This is a genomic window from Streptomyces coeruleorubidus, from assembly GCF_028885415.1.
Classification (GTDB): domain Bacteria; phylum Actinomycetota; class Actinomycetes; order Streptomycetales; family Streptomycetaceae; genus Streptomyces; species Streptomyces coeruleorubidus_A.
Genome location: NZ_CP118527.1, coordinates 2141762 through 2158418, shown reverse-complemented (window position 1 = coordinate 2158418; position 16657 = coordinate 2141762). Strand labels below are relative to the sequence as shown.

General features: G+C 73.2%; 14 protein-coding genes, 1 rRNA gene and 2 pseudogenes. 13 read left to right on the top strand and 4 right to left on the bottom strand.

The genetic code is table 11. The annotated features are described in order from the left end of the window. Window positions 1-75: 75 nt before the first annotated feature. The 3 genes and pseudogenes from rrf (at window position 76) to PV963_RS10035 (ending at window position 2258) form a co-directional block, all read left to right on the top strand. A 5S ribosomal RNA gene (rrf, locus tag PV963_RS10045) occupies window positions 76-192 on the top strand. A gap of 377 nt (window positions 193-569) precedes the next feature. Continuing rightward, window positions 570-1229 (top strand): annotated as a pseudogene (locus PV963_RS43965) (DEAD/DEAH box helicase); the annotation flags it as partial. Between the two features lie 279 nt (window positions 1230-1508). After that, window positions 1509-2258 carry a tetratricopeptide repeat protein gene (locus PV963_RS10035; protein ID WP_274821987.1) on the top strand — a complete coding sequence of 250 codons (750 nt, stop codon included), beginning with the start codon at window positions 1509-1511 and terminating at the stop codon, window positions 2256-2258. Between the two features lie 63 nt (window positions 2259-2321). On the opposite strand, the gene PV963_RS10030 is transcribed toward PV963_RS10035, so the two are convergent. After that, the gene (locus tag PV963_RS10030) at window positions 2322-3614 is read right to left on the bottom strand and encodes a DUF1015 domain-containing protein (RefSeq protein ID WP_274815301.1); all 1293 of its coding nucleotides are present in this window, start codon (window positions 3612-3614) and stop codon (window positions 2322-2324) included. A 72-nt stretch (window positions 3615-3686) separates the two neighbouring features. On the opposite strand from PV963_RS10030, the gene PV963_RS10025 reads away from it, so the two are divergent. From PV963_RS10025 to PV963_RS10010, 4 genes are all read left to right on the top strand, one after another. Then, a complete protein-coding gene (locus PV963_RS10025) occupies window positions 3687-4718 on the top strand; it encodes an HAD hydrolase-like protein (RefSeq protein ID WP_274815300.1) in 1032 nt (343 codons plus the stop codon). Window positions 4719-4872: 154 nt separating this feature from the next. Beyond that, window positions 4873-5916: a FecCD family ABC transporter permease gene (locus PV963_RS10020; RefSeq protein ID WP_274815299.1), complete on the top strand. Its 1044-nt coding sequence runs from the start codon at window positions 4873-4875 to the stop codon at window positions 5914-5916. Then, a complete protein-coding gene (locus tag PV963_RS10015; protein ID WP_274815298.1) occupies window positions 5913-6953 on the top strand; it encodes a FecCD family ABC transporter permease in 1041 nt (346 codons plus the stop codon). The genes PV963_RS10020 and PV963_RS10015 overlap by 4 nt, the downstream gene beginning before the upstream one ends. Next, a complete protein-coding gene (locus PV963_RS10010; RefSeq protein ID WP_274815297.1) occupies window positions 6950-7810 on the top strand; it encodes an ABC transporter ATP-binding protein in 861 nt (286 codons plus the stop codon). The genes PV963_RS10015 and PV963_RS10010 overlap by 4 nt, the downstream gene beginning before the upstream one ends. On the opposite strand, the gene PV963_RS10005 is transcribed toward PV963_RS10010, so the two are convergent. Beyond that, entirely contained in the window at window positions 7794-8141 is a 348-nt protein-coding gene (locus PV963_RS10005) for an SCP2 sterol-binding domain-containing protein (RefSeq protein ID WP_274815296.1), read from the bottom strand. The two genes, PV963_RS10010 and PV963_RS10005, sit on opposite strands and share 17 nt — an antisense overlap. A gap of 42 nt (window positions 8142-8183) precedes the next feature. Between PV963_RS10005 and PV963_RS10000 the strand changes: the two genes are divergently transcribed. From PV963_RS10000 to PV963_RS09980, 5 genes are all read left to right on the top strand, one after another. After that, a complete protein-coding gene (locus tag PV963_RS10000) occupies window positions 8184-8480 on the top strand; it encodes a hypothetical protein (protein ID WP_274815295.1) in 297 nt (98 codons plus the stop codon). A 7-nt stretch (window positions 8481-8487) separates the two neighbouring features. Then, window positions 8488-9303 (top strand): TlyA family RNA methyltransferase, encoded by an 816-nt coding sequence (locus tag PV963_RS09995; RefSeq protein WP_274815294.1) that lies wholly within the window; start codon window positions 8488-8490, stop codon window positions 9301-9303. Further along, the gene (locus tag PV963_RS09990; protein WP_274815293.1) at window positions 9300-10205 is read left to right on the top strand and encodes an NAD kinase; all 906 of its coding nucleotides are present in this window, start codon (window positions 9300-9302) and stop codon (window positions 10203-10205) included. The genes PV963_RS09995 and PV963_RS09990 overlap by 4 nt, the downstream gene beginning before the upstream one ends. A gap of 166 nt (window positions 10206-10371) precedes the next feature. Continuing rightward, complete coding sequence (gene recN, locus PV963_RS09985; RefSeq protein WP_274821986.1) at window positions 10372-12090, top strand: DNA repair protein RecN; 1719 nt, start codon at window positions 10372-10374, stop codon at window positions 12088-12090. A gap of 212 nt (window positions 12091-12302) precedes the next feature. Further along, window positions 12303-13448 (top strand): glycosyltransferase family 4 protein, encoded by a 1146-nt coding sequence (locus PV963_RS09980; RefSeq protein WP_274815292.1) that lies wholly within the window; start codon window positions 12303-12305, stop codon window positions 13446-13448. 33 nt (window positions 13449-13481) lie between these two features. Here PV963_RS09980 and PV963_RS09975 read toward each other — a convergent pair whose 3' ends face one another. Continuing rightward, window positions 13482-15125, bottom strand: a complete 1644-nt coding sequence (locus PV963_RS09975) for a PucR family transcriptional regulator (RefSeq protein ID WP_274815291.1) — start codon at window positions 15123-15125, stop codon at window positions 13482-13484. Window positions 15126-15229: 104 nt separating this feature from the next. On the opposite strand from PV963_RS09975, the gene PV963_RS09970 reads away from it, so the two are divergent. Continuing rightward, the gene (locus tag PV963_RS09970; RefSeq protein WP_274815290.1) at window positions 15230-16186 is read left to right on the top strand and encodes an LLM class F420-dependent oxidoreductase; all 957 of its coding nucleotides are present in this window, start codon (window positions 15230-15232) and stop codon (window positions 16184-16186) included. On the opposite strand, the pseudogene PV963_RS09965 reads toward PV963_RS09970, so the two are convergent. Beyond that, window positions 16173-16611: pseudogene (locus tag PV963_RS09965) on the bottom strand (BBE domain-containing protein); the annotation flags it as partial. The gene PV963_RS09970 and the pseudogene PV963_RS09965 sit on opposite strands and share 14 nt — an antisense overlap. Window positions 16612-16657: the final 46 nt, after the last annotated feature.

Genomic DNA, 16657 nt, shown 5'->3' with positions numbered 1-16657 from the left:
GACAACGAACGGTTGTCGGCTTTGAGCAGAACAAACAATTGAAGAGTGTGCTTGTTCGCTCGAAACCATTAGGGTTTCGGTGGTTATAGCGTAGGGGAAACGCCCGGTTACATTCCGAACCCGGAAGCTAAGCCTTACAGCGCCGATGGTACTGCAGGGGGGACCCTGTGGGAGAGTAGGACGCCGCCGAACAATCTTTGGAAGGACCCCTGGTCACCAGCGTTCAGCTGGGACCAGGGGTCCTTTTTGTTTTTGCACTGCGCGCTGGGCACCCGGCTGCGCGAGAATGACTTGCAGTACCGAAGACAGGAGTCACCATGTCCACCAACTCTCCCGACGACCGACCGGAGCGCGACCAGCGGCGACGGGAGGGCGACCGGAGCGATCGCGGCGGTCAGCGCGGGGACCGTGGAGACCGTGGCGGCTTCCGCGGAGGCGACCGAAGCGGCCGAAGCGACCGCGGGGAGCGCGGTGGCTTCCGGCGTGACGACAACCGTGGTGGTGGCCACGGCCGGCGCGACGACCGTGATCGAGGGCCGCGCAGGGACGATCGCGACCAGGGCGGCTTCCGGCGTGACGACCGTGGTGACCGTCCCTCCTTCCGGCGCGACGACCGTGGGGAGCGTCCCTCCTCCCGGCGCGACGACCGTGGTGACCGCCCCTCCTTCCGTCGGGACGACCGTGGGGAGCGTCCCTCCTCCCGGCGCGACGACCGGGGTGACCGCCCCTCCTTCCGTCGGGACGACCGTGGGGAGCGTCCCTCCTCCCGGCGCGACGACCGGGGGGAGCGTCGGGACGAGCGTGGAGATCGGGGCGATCGGGGCGGGTTCCGGCGTGACGACAACCGCGGTGGCGGCTACGGCCGGCGCGACGACCGTGACCGAGGGCCGCGCAGGGACGACGACCGTGGGCAGCACGGTGGATTCCGACGGGATGACCGTCGTGATGACAGGCGTGAGGGCGACCGCGGCGGGTTCCACCGCCGTGACGACCGCGGAGAGCGCCGGGACGACCGGGACCGTGGCTTCCGCGGTGACGACCGGGACCGTGGATTCCGTGGCGGCGACCGGGATCGCGGATTCCGGCGCGACGGTGACCGCGGTGGTTTCCGTGGCCGAGACGACCGTCGGGATGACCGCCGTGACGGCCGTCGGGATGAGCGTCGTGACGAGCGCCGTGGGGACGACCGTGGGGACCGTGGCGGTTTCCGGCGCGACGATGCCCCCCGGGGCGGGAGCGGCGGTTTCCGGCGGGACGACGGTCCTCGTCGCGAGCGTGGTGAGTTCCGTCGGGACGACAGCCGCGGCGACCGTGACACCCGTGGCGACCGTGGCGGCTTCCGGAGCCGGGACGACCGTGGTGGGCGCGGGCCGCGCCGCGACGATCGCGGTGGGCGGCCCGGGGGCTTCCGGGGCCGTGACGACAGGCGCGACGACAGGCGTGACGACCGGCGTGGCGGTGGCCGCTTCCGTGACGAGCGCGAGCGGGATCGGGAGCCCATCAAGCGGCTGCCGATCCCTGAGGACGTCACGGGCGAGGAGATCGACAAGGACGTACGGCAGGAGCTGCAGAGCCTGCCCAAGACGCTCGCCGACGACGTCGCCAAGAACTTGGTGATGGTCGCCCGGCTCATCGACGAGGATCCCGAGGGGGCGTACGCCTACTCCAAGGTGGCCCTGCGACTGGCTTCGCGTGTCGCCGCCGTACGGGAGGCGGGCGGCTTCGCCGCGTACGCGAACCAGAAGTACAGCGAGGCTCTCGCCGAGTTCCGGGCCGCGCGGCGCATGACCGGGAACGTGGACCTGTGGCCTGTCATGGCCGACTGCGAGCGCGGTCTCGGGCGGCCGGAGAAGGCGCTCGACATGGCCGGGGCACCCGAGGTGCACAAGCTCGACAAGGCCGGGCAGGTCGAGATGCGGCTCGTCGCGGCCGGTGCGCGGCGGGACATGGGGCAGCTGGACGCGGCCATCGTGACGCTTCAGAGCCCGGAGCTGGCCTCCAACTCCATGCAGCCGTGGACCGCGCGGCTGCGGTACGCCTACGCCGACGCGCTGCTGGCCGCCGGGCGGGAGCCTGAGGCGCGGGAGTGGTTCGCGAAGGCCGTGGAGGCCGACCGGGACGGCAGCACGGACGCCTCGGACCGGCTCGCCGAGCTGGACGGCGTGGAGTTCATGGACGCCCTGGCCGAGGACGAGGACGAGGCCGAGGACAAGGACGAGGGTGAGGGCGGCGACGCCGCCGTGGAGGAGAAGGACTGACGTTGCGTAGAGGGGGCGGATTCCGGTCGGGATCCGCCCCCTTCGTGCGTCGCAGCCGGCGCGTCAGAGGTCCAGCGCGCGCAGCACCAGGCCGGAGGCCGGCTTCGGGCCGAACGACGTCGACTTGCGTGGCATGGTGACGCCCTGCCGGGCCAGGTCGCGGACGACCTCCTCGCGGACCGGGTGCATCAGGACGGCCGTACCGCCGTCGCGTTCCGCCTTCGCGACCGTGGCGGCCGTGTCGTGGATGTAGGTGATGTGCGCGGGGGAGTCCTCGGGGATGCGCCAGACGTGGTCGAGGAGCGTGGCGTGCAGGACCGTCGCGTCGAGGGTGCGCCAGGCGGTGGGGCGGTCGGCGGGGATCGTACGGGCCAGGAGGCCCGGGTCCGGGTGGTCGACGAGATGGAAGGAACCGTCGCCGGCCAGCAGGAACGCGTTGCCCGCGCAGGTCGCGTCCGCCAGTGCCTCCAGGGCCTCGGACAGCGGGACTTCGAGGCGGCGCACGCGGAAGTGGCCGTGCAGGGCGGCCACGGCGTCGCCGACCGGCAGACCGTGGAGGAGGCGGTGGATGGCGCGGACGCGGAGGGGATAGCGGGCCGTGTCGACCAGCAGGACCAGGCCGTGGTCCCATGGGCTGGGGGACGGGTGCTCCGTGCGGAGGCGGCGGTAGGTCGCCCAGCGGTGGTGGCCGTCGGCGATGAGGGCCTGGTGACGGGCCAGGTCGGTCTGGATGGTGGCCAGGTCGGCGGGGGCGGTGACCGACCACAGGCGGTGGCTGAAGCCGTCCTCCGTGGTGGTCGCGAGGAGCGGGGGCTTTTCGGCGGTGCGCTCGATCAGGTCCGCCGTGGCGGTCGTCGAGTCGTCGCCGCGGTAGGTGAGCAGGAGGGGTTCGAGGTTCGCGGAGGTGGCCCGCATCAGGGCCGCGCGGTCGGCGACGATGTGCGGCATGACGTCCTCGTGCGGCAGCACCACCTGCTCGGCCGGGTCCGACACGCGCAGGGCGCCGATGACGCCGCGTTGGAGCATGCCGTTGCCGTCCCGCTGCTCGTAGACGTACAGGCCGGGGTCCGGGTCGGTGTTCAGGACGCCCTCGGACAGCCAGCGGCGCAGGGTTTCGGCGGCCTGGTCGTTCCGGGCGCTCGGGGTGGCGGCCTGGGGGAGGATCAGACGGACGATGTTGTGCGGGTCGGCGGACTCGAGATGGTGGACTCCGTCGGGGCGGACGACGACGTCGTACGGCGGGGACGTCACTGCGGCCAGGCTGCCGACCCGGTCGGGGTCGTATCGAAGGCCTCGGAACGGGGTGAGTTCCAGGCCTCGGCGCTCCGTTGCTTCCGAGTGACCTGCTGTGTTCATCCCGGCATCGTACGGGTGTCAGTGGCATGGGGGATGATCGGGGGAAAGCCGTCGAACGAGGAGCGATGCGGGATGAGCCGGAGCGTCAGGACGAGGCCCGAGGGCAGTGGGCAGGCCCTGAGCGAGGCGTACGACACGGCGCTGCTCGATCTGGACGGTGTCGTGTACGCGGGCGGGAGCGCGATCGCGCACGCGGTCGAGTCGCTGGCCACGGCCCGGACGGGCGGGATGCGTCTGGCGTACGTCACCAACAACGCGCTGCGGACTCCGGACACGGTGGCCGAGCATCTGACCGAGCTGGGCATACCGACGGGCGCGGACGATGTCATCACCTCGGCGCAGGCGGTCGCGCGGCTGATCAGCGAGCAGGTGCCGCAGGGCGCCCGTGTGCTGGTGATCGGCGGCGAGGGGCTGCGGGTGGCGCTGCGCGAGCGCGGGCTCGTGCCCGTGGAGTCGGCGGACGACGATCCGGCGGCGGTTGCGCAGGGGTACGGCGGTCCCGAGCTGCCGTGGGGCCGTTTCGCGGAGGCCAGTTACGCCGTCGCGCGCGGTGTGCCGTGGTTCGCTTCGAACACCGACCTGACGATTCCGAGCGGGCGGGGCATCGCGCCGGGCAACGGCGCGGCGGTGGAGGTCGTGCGGATCGCCACGGGCGCCGAGCCGCAGGTCGCGGGCAAGCCGCTGCCGCCGATGCACCGGGAGACCATCCTGCGGACGGGGGCCGAGCGGCCGCTGGTGGTGGGGGACCGGCTGGACACGGACATCGAGGGCGCGTTCAACGGGGATGTCGACTCGCTGCTCGTCCTGACCGGGGTGACCGACGGCGCGCAGCTGCTGGCCGCGCCTCCGCAGCACCGGCCGACGTATGTGGACGCCGATCTGCGCGGGATGCTCAGCGGCCAGCCGGATGTCGCCGCGGCGGACGACGGCGGGTTCCGGTGCGGTGGCTGGACGGCGACGGCCGGTGCGGACCGGCTGGAGCTCGACGGGGACGGTGAGGCGCTGGACGGGCTGCGTGCGTTGTGCGCCGCGGCGTGGACGGCGGCCGGTGCGGGTGTGTGCGAGCTGGACGGGGGGAAGTCGCTGGCGAGGCTGGGCCTTTGACGCCCGTTGGGTCCGCGGTCCGAGCGCCGGTTGGGTCCGCGGTTCTGAGTCCGCGTTGGATCCGCGTGCGCGGGCACGCTCCGGCCGGGCGTCCGTGGCGGCGGCCGGGCTCCGGAATCGAGATCGGATGGCAGGGTAGGCTAACCTAACCTGCGTGTTGGTCGACAGTCCCCCCGAACAGCGCGCGGAGACCGCCCCCGCGCCCCCGACCCGACGGGCGATACGGGCCTTCGGGCTCCTCCTGGCCGTCGCGATCCTGGTGCTCGTCGCGCTGGCGAGTATCGTGATCGGAGCGAAAGAGCTGTCCCTCGGGCAGGTCTGGCACGGCTTGTTCGAGGACTCGGGGACATACGGCGACGTGGTCGTCGCGGAGCGGCTGTCGCGGACCGTGCTCGGGCTGCTCGCCGGTGCCGCCCTCGGTCTGGCCGGAGCTGTTCTCCAGGCGCTCACGCGCAACCCGCTGGCCGACCCCGGACTGCTCGGTATCAACGCGGGCGCGTCCGCCGCGGTCGTCACGGCCATCACGTACCTCGGGATCACCTCGCTCAGCGGCTACGTCTGGTTCGCGTTCTTCGGCGCGGCCGCGGTCGGGGCGCTGGTGTGGTTCCTCGGCGGCAGCCGGGGCGCGACGCCGGTGCGGCTCGCGCTCGCCGGTACGGCGCTCAGCGCCGCGCTCTACGGCTACCTCCAGGCCGTGATGATCATGGACGACGCGGCGCTCGGCAAGATGCGGTTCTGGACGATCGGTTCGCTGTCCGCGGCGAACGACTCGACCATCCGGCAGGTCCTGCCGTTCCTGCTGGCCGGTGTGGTCCTGGCACTGGCCCTGTCCCGGCCGCTCAACGCCATGGCCATGGGCGACGACACCGCCAAGGCGCTCGGCGCCAACCTGAACCGGACGCGGGCGCTGTCCATGCTGGCCGCGACCGTGCTGTGCGGGGCGGCGACCGCGGCCTGCGGGCCGATCGTGTTCGTCGGGCTGATGGTGCCGCACGTCGTGCGTTCCTTCACCGGGCCCGACCTGCGCTGGATCCTGCCGTACGCGGCGTTCCTGTCGCCCGTGCTGCTGCTCGGTGCCGATGTCCTCGGCCGGATCGTGGCCCGGCCCGCGGAACTCCAGGTGGGCATCGTCACCGCGATCCTCGGCGGGCCGGTGTTCATCTATCTCGTACGACGGCGGAGGACGGCGCAGCTGTGAAGACCACCAACCGTGCCGTGAGGACCCCGGGCGGGCTCTCCGTACGCCTGGACGTGCGGGCCTTCACCGTCGTGCTCCTGCTGCTGGTCGCGGCGCTCACGGCGAGTGTCGTGCTCATCGGCACCGGCGACTTCCCGATCCCGGCCGCCGACGTGCTGCGGACGCTGTTCGGCGAGGGCAACACGGGCCAGGAGTTCATCGTCAACGAACTGCGGCTGCCGCGGGTCCTGGTCGGGCTGCTGGTCGGCGCCTCGCTCGGGCTCGGCGGCGCGCTGTTCCAGTCCATCTCCCGCAATCCGCTGGGCAGTCCGGACGTGCTGGGCCTCGGGCAGGGGGCGACGGCCGGCGCGCTCACGGTGATCGTGCTGTTCTCCGGGAGCGCGAACCAGGTCGCCGCCGGCGCGCTGGTGGGCGGCCTGGTGACCGGCCTCGCCATCTATGTGCTCGCCTGGAAGCGGGGCGTGCACGGATACCGGCTGGTGCTGGTCGGTATCGGCGTCTCCGCGATCGTCACGGCGGTCAACGGCTATCTGCTCACCAAGTCCGACATCGTGGACGCGGCCCGCGCGGTGGTGTGGATGACGGGATCCCTCGACGGCCGTGACTGGGCCCAGGTCTGGCCGCTGCTCGGGCTGTGCGCCGTGCTCGTGCCGCTCGTCCTGGTCAACGCGCGCGGGCTGCGGATGATGGAGATGGGCGACGACGTGTCGTACGCCCTCGGGGTGCGGGTGGAGCGGGTACGGCTGCTGCTGATGGTGGCGGCCGTGCTGCTGACCGCGTCCGCGACCGCCGCCGCCGGTCCCGTCAGCTTCGTCGCGCTCACCGCGCCGCAGCTGGCCCGGCGCCTGACCCGTGCGCCCGGCCCGAACCTGCTGGCCTCCCTGTGCATGGGTGCCGCCCTGCTGGTCGTCGCCGACTGGCTCTCACAGCGGGCGTTCGGCGCCGAGCAGTTGCCCGTGGGCGTGGTCACCGGCGTGCTCGGCGGTGTCTACCTGCTGTGGCTGCTGGTCACCGAACGCAAGGCGGGCCGGATATGAGCAAGAACCGAAGGAGCACCGTGAACCGTCTGTCCGCCGAGAACGTCACCCTCGCCTACGACCAGCGGGTGATCGCCGAGCAACTGTCGGTGGAGATACCCGACAACTCCTTCACCGTGATCGTCGGCCCCAACGCGTGCGGCAAGTCGACGCTCCTGCGGGCGCTGTCGCGGATGCTCAAGCCCAGCGAGGGCCGGGTGCTGCTCGACGGTCAGGTCATCCAGTCGATGCCCGCCAAGAAGGTCGCGCGCACGCTCGGCCTGCTGCCCCAGTCGTCCATCGCGCCCGACGGCATCACCGTCGGCGATCTGGTGGGCCGGGGCCGGTACCCACACCAGGGCATCCTGCGCCAGTGGTCGACCGAGGACGAGCGGGTCGTCCAGGAGTCCATGCGGCAGACCGGCGTCGCCGAGCTGGCCGAGCGCTACGTCGACGAACTGTCGGGCGGTCAGCGCCAGCGCGTGTGGATCGCCATGGCACTCGCCCAGCAGACGCCGTTGCTGCTGCTCGACGAGCCGACGACGTACCTGGACATCCAGCACCAGATCGACGTGCTGGACCTGTGCGCGGAGCTGCACGAGGAGCAGGGGCGCACGCTCGTCGCCGTGCTGCACGACCTGAACCACGCCGCCCGCTACGCCACGCACCTCATCGCCCTGCGCGAGGGCCGGGTCATCGCCGAGGGCGCGCCGAAGGACATCGTCACGGCCGAGCTGGTCGAGGAGGTCTTCGGGCTGCGCTGCCAGGTCATCGACGACCCGGAGACGGGCACGCCGCTGGTGGTGCCGGCGGCGCGGAAGACACGCGTCGGGGCGGGGACCGGGGCCGGGAAGGTGGCCGCTACAGAAGCTTCCTGAGCTGGAGCAGGTCGCGCACGCCCGCGTGCAGTTTCACCCGGCCCGAGCCCCAGGCCTTGGCGAAGTTCAGCTGGCCGTCGACCAGCGCGACCAGGTCGTCACCGGTCATGGCCAGCCTGATCTCGGCCTTGCCGGGCGGCGGGCCCTGGACCGTGTCGCGTACCTCGATCCGCCCGCCCCGCATACGGCCGACGAAGGTGACGTCCAGGTCCGTGATGTGGCAGCTCACCGAACGGTCCAGGGCCGCGGCCTCGCGGACGTTCCCTTCGGCGTGCTGCATGTTGTCGGAGAGCTTGTCGAGTGCGCTGCGGCACTCCTCGATCGTGGCCATCGCGATCGACGGTACCGCAGCGGTTCGCGGTAGCGTCGGGGCATGGAAGACGCAGTTCCCGAAATGCCGGTGGTGGAGGAAGAGCCCGAGCCGGCGCCGGAGCCGGCGCCCGAGGACGACCCCGCCGCCCCCGCCCCGCTGAAGGTGCCCCGCACCCCCACGGGCAACGCAGACGTGGACGCGGCCCTGGACCGGCTCGGTGACGCGGACCACCTCACCACGGACGGACACGTCGAGGTGTACGAGGATGTACACCGGGGGCTGCGCGACGCGCTCACCGCGCTCGACGCCCGCCCGGGACCTCCGGCGCCCCCATCGACATACCGACAGGGGAGCTGAACCGAACGTGGCAGGAGTCGCACGCCGCCGTCTCGACGCGGAGCTGGTCCGCCGGAAGCTCGCGCGCTCGCGTGAGCATGCCGGCCAGCTGATCGCCGCCGGGCGGGTCTCCGTCGGCAAGACCGTCGCGACCAAACCCGCCACGCAGGTGGAGACCGCGGCCGCGATCGTCGTCGCGACCGACGACAGCGATCCCGACTACGTGTCGCGCGGCGGCCACAAGCTCGCCGGCGCGCTGGCGGCGTTCGTGCCGCAGGGCCTGGTCGTCGAGGGGCGCAGGGCGCTCGACGCCGGCGCGTCCACCGGCGGTTTCACCGATGTCCTGCTGCGGGCGGGCGCCGCCCATGTCGTCGCCGTGGACGTCGGATACGGACAACTCGCATGGTCTCTTCGGAACGATGAACGCGTCACCGTCAAGGACCGTACGAACGTACGCGAATTGACACTTGAAGAGATCGATGGGGAGCCTGTGGATCTTGTCGTGGGGGATCTGTCCTTCATCCCGCTCGGGCTGGTCCTGCCCGCCCTGGTGCGGTGCGTGAGGCCGGACGCGGACCTGGTGATGATGGTCAAGCCGCAGTTCGAGGTGGGGAAGGAGCGGCTGGGCAGCGGGGGAGTCGTACGCAGTCCCCAACTGCGGGCCGAAGCGGTGACGGGGGTGGCCCAGAAGGCCTGGGGACTGGGACTCGGGGTGAAGGGTGTGACGGCCAGTCCGCTGCCCGGGCCGTCGGGGAATGTCGAATACTTTCTGTGGCTGCGGGCCGGGGCACCGGAACTGGACCCGGCCGATGTCGACCGTGCAGTTGCGGAGGGGCCGCGTTGACCGAGAACCGAGCTCGTACTGTTTTCCTGCTCGCCCACACGGGCCGGCCCGCGGCCGTGCGCAGTGCCGAGCTCGTGGTGAAGGGGCTGCTGCGCTCCGGGCTGGGCGTGCGCGTGCTGGAGGCGGAGGCGCGCGACCTGCCGCTGCCGGACGAGGTGGAGCTGGTCGGGGAGGCGACTCCGCAGTGCCTCGACGGGTGCGAGCTGCTCATCGTGCTGGGCGGTGACGGCACGCTGCTGCGTGGTGCCGAGTTCGCGCGGGCGTCGGGCGTGCCGATGCTCGGCGTCAACCTCGGGCGGGTCGGGTTCCTCGCGGAGGCCGAGCGGGACGACCTCGACAAGGTCGTCGACCGGGTGGTGACCAAGGCGTACGAGGTCGAGGAGCGGATGACCGTCGACGTCGTGGTGCACCGCAACGGGGACATCGTGCACACGGACTGGGCGCTGAACGAGGCGGCCGTGCAGAAGGTGTCCGCCGAGCGGATGCTGGAGGTCGTCCTCGAGATCGACGGGCGGCCGGTGACGGGCTTCGGCTGTGACGGGATCGTGTGCGCGACGCCGACCGGGTCGACGGCGTACGCGTTCTCCGCGGGCGGGCCGGTGGTGTGGCCGGAGGTCGAGGCGCTGTTGATGGTGCCGATCTCGGCGCATGCCCTGTTCGCGAAGCCGTTGGTGACTTCGCCGGATTCTGTGTTGGCTGTGGAGGTTCTGCCACATATTCCGCCGGGGGTTCTGTGGTGTGACGGGCGGCGGACTGTGGAGTTGCCGCCGGGGGCGCGGGTCGAGGTGCGGCGGGGGGCTGTGCCGGTGCGGCTGGCTCGGCTGCATCATGCGTCGTTCACGGATCGGCTGGTGGCGAAGTTCGCATTGCCGGTTTCCGGGTGGCGGGGGGCTCCTCACTAGCGGTTTGTGGGGGGTGGTTTGGAAGCGTCGGCGGGTGCGGGTGGTTTGTGGTTGTTCGCGCAGTTCCCCGCGCCCCTTTCGGGCGATCCACTCTCGTGGGTGACAAGGGCAGGCCAGTCGCAATCCTTGGCTCGGACCTCGTAAGGTCGTGTCCGTGTTGGAGGAGATGCGGATACGGTCGCTCGGTGTGATCGACGACGCCGTTGTCGAGCTGTCGCCCGGGTTCACCGCGGTCACCGGTGAGACGGGTGCGGGCAAGACCATGGTGGTCACCAGCCTCGGGTTGCTGCTGGGCGGGCGCGCGGACCCGGCGCTCGTGCGGATCGGGGCCGGGAAGGCCGTCGTGGAGGGGCGGATCACCGTCCCCGACGACGCCACGGCCGCCGTACGCGCCGAGGAGGCCGGGGCCGAGCTCGACGACGGGGCGCTGCTGATCAGCCGTACCGTTTCCGCCGAGGGGCGCTCGCGGGCGCACCTGGGCGGGCGCAGCGTGCCCGTGGGCGTGCTCGCCGAGCTCGCCGACGAGCTGGTGGCCGTGCACGGGCAGACCGACCAGCAGGGGCTGCTCAAGCTGTCCCGGCAGCGGCAGGCGCTCGACCGGTACGCGGGCGACGCGGTCGCCGTGCCGCTGGCCAAGTACGGCGAGGCGTACAAGCGACTGCGGGCCGTCTCCGCAGAGCTCGACGAGATCACCACGCGCGCGCGTGAACGGGCCCAGGAGGCCGACATGCTGCGCTACGGGCTCGACGAGATCGCCGCCGTCGAGCCCCGGGCCGGTGAGGACGTGGAGTTGGCCGAGGAGGCCGAGCGGCTCGGGCACGCCGAGGCGCTGGCGTCCGCCGCCGCGGTCGCGCACGCCGCGCTCGCGGGCAATCCGGAGGACCCCGAGGGCGTCGACGCCGGGACGCTCGTCGCGGGCGCGCAGCGGGCCCTGGACGCCGTACGGTCGCACGATCCGGCGCTGGCCGCGCTCGCCGACCGCATCGGGGAGATCGGGATCCTGCTGCGCGACGCGGCCGGGGACCTGGCCGGGTACGCCGACGATCTGGACGCCGATCCGCTGCGGCTGGCGGCCGTCGAGGAGCGGCGGGCCGCGCTGACCGGGCTGACCCGGAAGTACGGCGAGGACATCGCCGCCGTGCTGGCCTGGGCCGAGCGGAGCGCCGCCCGGCTGACCGAACTCGACGGCGACGACGAGCGGATCGGGGAGCTGACCGCCGAGCGGGACGCGCTGCGGGCCGAACTGGGCGGGCTCGCACAGGCGTTGACGGACGCGCGGACGGATGCCGCAGAGCGGTTCGCCGCGGCCGTGACCGCCGAGCTGGCCTCGCTCGCCATGCCGCACGCGCGCGTGTCCTTCGACATCCGGCAGACCGAGGACCCGGACGGCGTCGAGGTCGGCGGCCGTCCGGTCGCCTACGGGCCCGCGGGTGCCGACGAGGTCGAGCTGCTGCTGGCCCCCCACCCGGGCGCGCCGCCGCGGCCGATCGCCAAGGGGGCGTCCGGTGGTGAGCTGTCCCGCGTGATGCTGGCCGTGGAGGTCGTGTTCGCGGGGACGGATCCCGTGCCGACGTATCTCTTCGACGAGGTCGACGCCGGTGTCGGTGGCAAGGCGGCGGTCGAGATCGGCCGACGGCTGGCGCGCCTGGCGAAGAGCGCGCAGGTCGTGGTCGTGACCCATCTCCCGCAGGTCGCCGCCTTCGCCGACCGGCAGTTGCTGGTCGAGAAGACGAACGACGGGTCGGTCACCCGTTCCGGTGTGAAGGTGCTGGAAGGGGAGGAGCGGGTACGGGAGCTGTCCCGGATGCTCGCCGGCCAGGAGGACTCGCAGACGGCCCGGGCGCACGCGGAGGAGCTGCTGGCGACGGCTCGGGCGGATGTGTAGCGCGGGAGCGGTCGCGTAGCTGTCGCGGGATGCGCCGATCTTCACTCGTGTGGGTGACCCGGACCGGCGCATCTCCCCGTTTGCCGCGCCCCACTGTCGCGCCGCCGGGCTTCGGGCGTTCCCGGAACCCGCATATGTCCTGGCATCCTTGGCGGAGGACGCGTGGGAATCCTGCGCGGTGACCGCCCGACCTGAACCAGGAGCCCGGCCACGTGACCCCCGTGAGCAGCCACTCACCGCATGGCCAGTCGCCGTTGCGCACCGTGCAGGTGCTGGGCGGAGGCAATGCGGCCAGCAGTGCGCATGTCCGCTCCCTGGCCGCCGGGCTCGTCGCACGGGGCGTGAAAGTCACGGTGTGCGCCCCCTATGAGGCGGATCGCGCCTATGACTTCAGCGGTGTCGGGGCCGACCATGTGCATGTGCCGCGCAGCAGTGACCCGGTGTCGGTGGCGGCCCTGCGGGCGGCCTGTGCCGACGCAGATCTGGTGCACGCGCACGGGCTGCACGCCTCGTTCCGTACCGCGCTCGCGCTCAGCGGGCGGCGCGTGCGGACCCCGTTCGTCGTGACGTGGCACGACCGGGCGCATGCCGACGGGGCCCGCGCCCATCTGCTGCGGGTACTGGAGCGCCGGGTCGTGAAGGCGGCCACCGTGGTGCTGGGGACGACCTCGGCGCTCGTGGACCGGGCGCGGCGGACCGGGGCGCGGGACGCACGGCTCGCGGCCGTCGCGCTGCCCAGCCCCCGCAGGCCCGTGGAGCCCGACGACCCCGACCGGCTGCGGCCCAAGGTGCGTGCCGAACTCGGCGCCATCGGACGGCCGTTGCTGATGGCCGTCGGCTCCCTTGAGCGGCACCGCGGGTACGACGTGCTGCTGGACGCCGCGCGGGCGTGGCGCCGGCTCGACCCCGTGCCCCTGGTCGTGATTGCGGGCGAGGGGTCGCTGCGCGGCGAACTCCAGGAGCGGATCGAGAGCGAGGGGCTGCCCGTCCGGCTCATCGGGCGGCGCGACGACATCTGCGACCTGCTCGCCGCCGCCGACCTCGCCCTGCTGCCGAGCCGGTGGGAGGAGGCGCGCTCCGTCCTCGCCCAGGAGGCCCTCCACGCGCGCGTGCCGCTCGTCGCGACCGACGTCGGCGGCATCCCCGAACTCGTCGGCGACGCGGCCGAACTCGTCCCGCGTGGGGACGCGGAGGCGCTCGCCGGAACCGTCGTACGCCTGCTCGGCGACCCCGAGCGCCGGGAGCTGCTGAAGGTCAAGGGCATCCGGCAGGCGGCGACCTGGCCGAGCGAGGACGAGACGGTCGCCCAAGTGCTCAGTGTTTACGACGAGTTGACCCAGCCCCGGCCCCTCGCATAGCGCCCCCGGCCCCTCGCCTGGAGCCCCCGGGCTCTAGAGAACGTGCCTGCGGGCCCGCAGGGCCAGGCTGAGGGCCAGTACCGTCTGCGGGTCGTCGAGGTCCGTGCCCAGCAACTCCCCGATGCGCGCCAGGCGGTTGTAGAGGGTCTGCCGGTTGAGGTGAAGCTCCCGGGCGGTCTCCGCCTTGCGTCCCGCGTGGGCGAGGTAGGTCGACAGGGTGGGCAGGAGCGGCGGCCGGGAGCGCCGGTCGTGCTCCAGGAGCGGGCCGAGGGCCCGGTCGACGAAGGCGGCCAGGTCCGGATGGTCACGCAGCCGCCACAGCAGCAGGTCGATGTCCAGGCGCCGGGCGTCGTACCACGGCCGGTCCGGCAGGCCCTGGGCCGCCGTGGCCGTCTCGGCCGCGTGCCGCAGGCCCGACGCCGCGGCCGTCCAGCCGCCGGCCACCCCCACGACCACCACGGGCGGCGGCCCGCCCGGCCGCAGCATCCCGGCCCGTTCGACACCGGCCCGCAGCGCCGCCGCCACCCGGTCCGCGACCGTCGCCCGCTCCGGCTCCGAGCGCAACCCCAGCAGCACCAGCACCCGGCCCTCCACCGGCCGTACCCCGAGCAGCACCGGCACGCCCACCGAGGCCAGTTCCTCGGACACCGCCCGGGCCAGCACGGCCCAGCCTCCCCCCGGGGTCGGGGCGTCCCCGAGCCGCATGGCGACCGGCAGCAGCGGGCCGTCGCCCGGCCGGAAGCCCAGCACGCGCCCCTGCGCCGGGGCGTCCTCCGCCGTGACCCGCCCCTCGGCGAGATCCGTGAGGAAGTCGCCGCGCCCGCGCGCCGCCAGCTCCTCCTCCTGCCGTGCCTGCATCAGCACCACGGCCAGGATGTCCGCGGCCCGCTCGGCCGCCATCCGGTGCACCGGTGCCAGGGCAGTCCGTACGGGAAGCAGGACGAGCCGCGCACGCACGCCCCCGCTGCCGGGCCCGCCGCCCGGCACGTCCACCAGGACCGAGCCCGCGAGCGGCGGCTCGTCCCTGTGCTGGGCGCGCAGCCCCTCCCACACCTGGAGCGGGTCCGCGCCCTCGGGACCGGCCCCGGCGGCGTACAGCAACTGCCCGTCCGCCGTTTCCAGGAAGACGGGGTTGCCGCCGAAGTCGCCCAGGATGCCGAGGACTTGGGGCACCCCGCCGCCGCCCAGCAGGGCCTCGGTACACCGCCGGTGCACCTCCTCGGCCCGCTGGAGCAGTGCGTAGTGGCCGTTGACGATCTCGGTGTGGATCTCCTCCGTGACCGTGACGAAGGGCACCTCGCGGTGCAGCTGGACGAGCGGCAGTCCGGCCGAACGGGCCGTGTCGACGAGGGCGGCGGGCAGCCGGGTGAAGCGCGGGCCGAGCTCCACGACCAGGGCGGCGATGCCGCGCTCGGCCAGCGTGCGTACGAACGCCCGCTGTTCGGCCGGGCGGGTGCCGAGGCCGTAGCCCGTGGTCAGCAGCAGCTCGCCGCCCTTGAGGAGCGAGGCGATGTGCGGCACCTCACCGGCGTGCACCCAGCGCACGGTCCGCCCGAGCCGGTCGGCGCCCGCCAGCACCTCCGGCAGCCCGCTGCGCAGACCCGGCAGCTCCAGCGCCCGCTGCACGGTGATTCCGGCGCCCTGGGTGTCGTAGCCGCTGTCCGTCCCGCTGTCCATGTGCCGGACGCTACCCGCGCGGGTGCCTTCCGGACATCTCCGGAGCGGCCCCGGGACGATCACTCACGGGATTACCGCGTGATCGATCGGGTACGGGCGCGGTCATGGACATGAGCGTGGTCGCGGTAGGGCGGGAGGACGACAGTCCGGTCGAGGAGCCGTTGCGGGTCGCGGTGCTCGCCGACCGGCTCGGCTACCGGGAGGTGTGGGCGGGCGAGGGGCCGACGTGGGACTCGTTCGTCCTGGCGACGGCGATCGGCGCGGCCACCGGGCAGGCGACGCTGACGGCCGGGCCCGTGCCGGTGTCGGTGCGCGACCCGCTCACCATCGTCCGGGGCGCCGCGTCCACCGCGGCCGTCACCGGCCGGCCCGTCGGCGTGGCCCTGGGCACGTCCAGCAAGAGGGTCGTCGAAGGCGTGCACGGCAGGCCGCGGACCCGGCCCGCCGCCGCCCTCGCGGAGTCGGCGGCGGCCGTGCGCGCGCTGATGGACAGCCGGCCGGGCGAGCCGATCGTGCCCGGCAGCGGCTTCCTACGCCGCCTTCCGCCGCCCGGAGGCATGCTCACCGTCGCGGCGTTCGGTGAACGCGCGGTCGCCGCGGCCGCCGGGCACGCCGACCGGATGCTGCTCGACCTCGTCTCCCCCGAGCAGGTCCGCATGCTGCGGGCCCGGATGCTCGCCGCCGCCGAGCGGGCCGGGCGCAGGCCGCCCCGGCTGGCCGCGTGGCTGCCCGCCGCCGTGGACCCGGAGCCGGAGACGCTCACGCAGGTCCTGCGCAGCGTCGTCGGCTATCTCACCGTGCCGGGTTACAGCGACATGTTCGTCGAGGCGGGGCTCGCCGCGGTCGTCGAACTGGCCGCCAAGGGAGCCGACCCGGACACCCTGCTGCGGGCCCTGCCGCCCGAGGCCGCGGACACGGTCGCCCTCGTCGGAGACGTCGACACCGTCCGCGCCCGCATCGACGCCTATGCCGAGGCCGGCCTCGACGAGATCGCCCTGGTCCCGGCCACGGCGGGCGACCCGGCGGGGGAACGGACGCTCACGGCCCTCAGGCCGGCGTGATGTTGCAGTTGCAGCGGAACCCGCTGTCCGGGTCGTAACGCCGCTTCAGCTCCGCCAGCCGCCGGGTGTTCTCGTCGCCCAGGTCCGCGACCACCCGCTCGGTGCCCTCTTCGCCGATGAAGTTCAGGTGGACGGCGCCGGTGCTCCACGGCCGCACGCCGGCGCGCACGTCCCGCACCCACCGCACGCACCGCTCGTCGTCCGCCTGGTCCTCCCAGATGCCGAAGGGATGCACCGCCCAGGGCGCGTGGCGGTAGGGCACGGGACACTCGCCCGGGCCGCCGGCGATCGCCCCGCCCTGCGGGAACAGCACGTGCTGGGGTGCCGGTCGGCACCGGCATGGACTCGGCCCGGGCGCAGAAGACGTCCACGAAGTCGTCGGGCCAGCCCGTCAGGTACTCCGCCGACCAGTGGTTCCGCTCGCCGCCGGCGTACGTCAGCAGCCGGCGCACTGCGCGAGCACGGCGGGCC

Coding starts and splice junctions, on each gene's coding strand:
- PV963_RS10010 (WP_274815297.1), top strand. CDS start 6,950: ATGAGCAAGAACCGAAGGAGCACCGTGAACCGTCTGTCCGCCGAGAAC.
- PV963_RS09975 (WP_274815291.1), bottom strand. CDS start 15,125: ATGGACAGCGGGACGGACAGCGGCTACGACACCCAGGGCGCCGGAATC.
- PV963_RS10005 (WP_274815296.1), bottom strand. CDS start 8,141: ATGGCCACGATCGAGGAGTGCCGCAGCGCACTCGACAAGCTCTCCGAC.
- recN (WP_274821986.1), top strand. CDS start 10,372: ATGCGGATACGGTCGCTCGGTGTGATCGACGACGCCGTTGTCGAGCTG.
- PV963_RS10000 (WP_274815295.1), top strand. CDS start 8,184: ATGGAAGACGCAGTTCCCGAAATGCCGGTGGTGGAGGAAGAGCCCGAG.
- PV963_RS09970 (WP_274815290.1), top strand. CDS start 15,230: ATGGACATGAGCGTGGTCGCGGTAGGGCGGGAGGACGACAGTCCGGTC.
- PV963_RS10030 (WP_274815301.1), bottom strand. CDS start 3,614: ATGAACACAGCAGGTCACTCGGAAGCAACGGAGCGCCGAGGCCTGGAA.
- PV963_RS10025 (WP_274815300.1), top strand. CDS start 3,687: ATGAGCCGGAGCGTCAGGACGAGGCCCGAGGGCAGTGGGCAGGCCCTG.